Source organism: Spiroplasma endosymbiont of Megaselia nigra, from assembly GCF_003987485.1.
Taxonomy (GTDB): Bacteria; Bacillota_I; Bacilli_A; order Mycoplasmatales; family Mycoplasmataceae; genus Spiroplasma.
Genome location: NZ_RCOO01000096.1, coordinates 1 through 4,190 on the forward strand (window position 1 = coordinate 1; position 4,190 = coordinate 4,190).

Consider the following 4,190-nt stretch of genomic DNA (forward strand, 5'->3'; position numbering starts at 1 on the left):
CCGCTATTTATCACTATAAATGTGTCTCTAACGGTATTATAATTTCAATGGGTAAAAAATACCACTGTGCAGATAATATTGTTATAGAAAGTTTTCATTCATTACTTAAGAAAGCTACAATCCATAATAAAATATATAATTCACATGAAGAATATATACAAGATGTTATAAAATGAAATACATGATATTCAAATCGTAAAGAAAAAGATATAATAAAAAAAATAGTAAATACTTTTTATTAGTACTTACTAAAATGGGTGCAGTCTATTGTTTGATTACTTTTATTGGTTCAATCTTAGCAATGTATTATTATGCACAAAATACTCATAATATGTGAGAGTTATGAAATTGTTTACTTGTATTAGGTGGCATGTTAAGTGGTTATCCACTTTACTATGTTAAAAAATGATGTGCTCAGAAATTAAAGCCTAAAAAGCAAAAAGACAATATTAATAGCAAAGAAAATGGATAATCTTTTACAAAATAATCTCTTTAAAAAAAATTTAATGATATAATATTGTTGTTCATATGACAATATAATAAATCTTCCTTTTTTTATTTTTAAAATTTAAAGTATGATTTTAGATATTCATTTGAATAAGAAAGGGGGGCAGCAAGAATGTATAATAATAAACCACAACACAGATTTAATAAAAAAAATGAACAATTTATTAACGATGAAAAGTTTTTATTAGCATCAAAACAACCGCAATTAAAAACAGTTACTAGTAAAGATGGACAAATAAGAGATTTATGTGAATTTTGAGTTTTAGATAATGGTGAAGAAGTGCAATGTGTAGTATGAAATGATTTAGCACAAAAATTAAATACTGAATTTAATCTTGAAAACTTTACAGCAATTACTATTACTTATAAAAAGAATTTTAATGATTTTACTGGTAAAACTCGTTATAGTGTTCGTGATTTTGCTTTTACTAATTAATTCATTCTTTGATTTTAAAGTAAAACAATAAAAACCCTTTTCAAAGGGTTTTTTCTTTGGAGTTATTAATAAAAGTCTAGTATTAAAAAAATTTAAATTGTGTTTTATTTTGTTAATAAGACTTTTTTAGGGAAAAATGTTATAATAATATTAATTGAAAGCAAAAGGATGATATAAAATTTATGGAGAAAAAATATTTAATTAAAATATTAGCAAAAAAGGATGCAACTTTAAATTATAAAACAGCAATGGCTTTGACCCAAAAGGTTTTAGCAGAAGAAACTGGGACTGTTGATCCTAAAATTATTTTACGTTTTAAATGATATCGCCCATCGCAAGAAGTTTTTGAAAGTATTTATTCAACTGCTGTATGAGGAACAAAGATTGCTTTTGAACGTTATCAAGATTTAATTCCTAATATTGCTTTAAAAGATGTTGTTTCTTTCAAAGCTTTATATAAAGGGATTATGAATTTTTTTGTTAAAATTGATGATGAAATCCAAGCTTATGGGGAAAATATAATTGCTATTACTGATTATGCTAATTTATTATTAACCATTATTTCGGAAATAACTAAAACCAATTTTATTCGAACAACTTTTCATGATGAACATCTTGAGAATCCTAATATTAATCCTTTTTTAAGTCATATTTTAGGAGGGGCAGCATTAGGAATTGCCCGTTGGTTTGGTTATCGAATTCTTCATCAAGATGACGGACATGAATTAATTCAAAAATTATATATGATGAATATTAATAAAATTAAGGGATTTGACCATGATAATATTAATGACATTTTATTTTTAATTGAAGATTTATTAAATTATATTGAAAAAAACTCTTATTTTATTGAAGAGTTTACCGCAGCAGATCAATAGAATTGTTTCATAAAGGAGAAAAACTTATGGCAAAAATGAAAAACTTTGTAGATGCAACATATGATAACCAAAATGTTTATTTAATTATTAATAATCAAAATGAGGCAATTATGATTGATGCATCAAATGCAACAAGAAGAGCAATTGAATATATTAAACAAAAAAAATTAACCTTAAAAGCATTATTTATTACACATGGGCATATTGATCATTATGATGGCCTTGATAATGTTTTAAAAGAATATCCAGATTTAAAAATTTATATTCAAAAAATTGATTTACGATTATTGTCGCAACATAAGGTTGACGATGAGACAGGTGCAATTTTAGGTCCAGGAATTAATTATCCATTAACAAACATTGTTGCTTTAAGTGGTGATACTGTTGTTGAAGAAATTGGTTATCACATTGAAGTTTTTCATATTCCTGGTCATACCGCGGGAACTCAAATGTTAAGAATTAAAGCGCTAAATTTAGTGACAACTGGTGCTAGTTTAATGCCTGATAAAACAAGTCCCGGTTATACCGGAGCTATGTGTAATGATAATTACTTTATTACTGAATTACGTCGCATTACTAATTTAGATGCAAAATGACATGTGTTACCTGGGCATAATAAACCATTTCGAATGGCCCATGCTCTTGCTGAAAAAGTAATTACAGTAGAAGAAAATGAATAAATTTCTAAAAGGGGAAAAGAAAAAGTAGAATCATTCTACTTTTTCTTTTCCCCTTTATTTAAGAAAACATTATTCTTGTGAGTAATGCACATTACATAAGTGTTAAAATATAAATCTTGTGGTTCAAAACCTAGTTTTTGATACCAAGCAACTTGGTTATCTGGTACAACAATACCAACAGTTTGGAATTTGGTAGTATACATTATTTTGAGGTTTTTAATAAAATTAAGTAATTAGAAACAAATTAAGTTTCGCTTATGACTAAATGATAACAAAATTTATAAAAAATTCAACTTTTTAAAAAAAATAATTTTTAATTGAAGAAATAATTTATAAAATTATGAATTTTGACACACTAAAAAATACTTTTTAAAGTTATTACTAATTTTAAAAGGTTTTTTATTTTTTATAAAGATAAAAATTGCTTTTTAGATTGATTTAAATTAAATATATTAAATTCAATTTTTTCTTTATTTTTATTAGTTTTATCAATTTTTTCTTCATTCGTTTTACTATTAAGTCTTAACATTGAAGCAATTAACATATTGATAAATGTTTCTTTACAATATATTTTCGCGCCACGCCCCTTAATTGCCTTAATGTAGTGTGATATATCACCTTCCATGTGACAACCAATATTATATTCTAATGCTTGATTTTCAATTCCTTCTTTATTATTTTTAATTAATTCAATAGTTTCTAATAAAATTTTCTTTTTATTATCAATAACATAGGGCAAATGACACATTAAAAAATCTAATAATGCTTCATAATTTCCAGTAAAAAAATATATTTTTGATAATTTATATTTTAATCTATGAATTCGGTTTTTCTTACGATTTGGGAATAATTCTTTAAATCTTTTTACTAAATGAAATTTATCTAAACTATATGATACAGTATTATTTTTATATTTTGCTTTTACTGCTTTGTAAATTTTTTTAATTTGTTTTTCACCATCACTTAATATTAATATTTTAGTATCTTCATTAATATCATAATTATCCATTGTTTTAAAAATTTTATCAATAAAATTATCAATATTAGATTTATCATTTTTATTCTTATGATTTTTATTCATCATTTGAAAAACGCCTTTTTTCTTTTTCATTTTTTTTCTGTTTTTTGTTGATTTTTCTTCATCAACACCAACATGCATAGTTGAAGCAAATATTTTATTTTCAACTCTTTTTTTATTTTCTCGCATTGGTTCAAAAGCCCCATCAATTTGAATATATAAAACATTATTTGAAATTTTAATTTTATTGTTATTTTTATTACTAATGTAATCGGTTTCTTCTAAATCTGCATTTTTAAAAATATTAGATATTGTTCTTTCACTAATATTAGCATTTTCGACAGTATCTAAAATATCTTTATATCTTTTTCCATCGCCTAAAAATGAATTAATTTTATTTATTAAATTTTGTTCATTTCTTTGGTATTTTTTTAAACCTAATTCTTCATCTAAAGGATAACGATTTATATTTTCTTTTTTTTCTTCATCATTTTTAACATATCTTCGTCTTTTTAAAGGTATATCTCCATCTTCTGTTTTAATTGTTTTTGGTATTTTTGATACAACCTTATATCCTTGTAATATTTTTCCCTGTTGATATAATTTAAATATCTCATTATCTCTTTCAATTAAAAAATTTTTAGTTTCATTGTTTGTTTCTATTCTTTTAT

General features: G+C 23.8%; 6 protein-coding genes. 5 read left to right on the plus strand and 1 reads right to left on the minus strand.

What is annotated here, in order from left to right; translation table 4 throughout:
• The first annotated feature begins 47 nt into the window (after nucleotides 1-47).
• The 5 genes from D9R21_RS04610 to D9R21_RS04630 all read left to right on the plus strand — a co-directional run bounded on the left by D9R21_RS04610 (nucleotide 48) and on the right by D9R21_RS04630 (nucleotide 2,501).
• Complete coding sequence (locus D9R21_RS04610) at nucleotides 48-242, plus strand: hypothetical protein (RefSeq protein WP_126820562.1); 195 nt, start codon at nucleotides 48-50, stop codon at nucleotides 240-242.
• An 11-nt stretch (nucleotides 243-253) separates the two neighbouring features.
• The gene (locus tag D9R21_RS04615) at nucleotides 254-472 is read left to right on the plus strand and encodes a hypothetical protein (RefSeq protein ID WP_241568774.1); all 219 of its coding nucleotides are present in this window, start codon (nucleotides 254-256) and stop codon (nucleotides 470-472) included.
• Between the two features lie 147 nt (nucleotides 473-619).
• The gene (locus tag D9R21_RS04620) at nucleotides 620-943 is read left to right on the plus strand and encodes a hypothetical protein (protein WP_126821287.1); all 324 of its coding nucleotides are present in this window, start codon (nucleotides 620-622) and stop codon (nucleotides 941-943) included.
• 182 nt (nucleotides 944-1,125) lie between these two features.
• Nucleotides 1,126-1,821, plus strand: a complete 696-nt coding sequence (locus D9R21_RS04625) for a hypothetical protein (protein WP_126821288.1) — start codon at nucleotides 1,126-1,128, stop codon at nucleotides 1,819-1,821.
• A 26-nt stretch (nucleotides 1,822-1,847) separates the two neighbouring features.
• Nucleotides 1,848-2,501, plus strand: a complete 654-nt coding sequence (locus D9R21_RS04630) for an MBL fold metallo-hydrolase (protein ID WP_126821289.1) — start codon at nucleotides 1,848-1,850, stop codon at nucleotides 2,499-2,501.
• Between the two features lie 406 nt (nucleotides 2,502-2,907).
• Here the strand turns inward: D9R21_RS04630 and D9R21_RS07165 are convergent.
• On the minus strand, nucleotides 2,908-4,190 hold a 1,283-nt coding region (locus D9R21_RS07165), incomplete at its 5' end, for an Mbov_0401 family ICE element transposase-like protein (protein WP_158613893.1).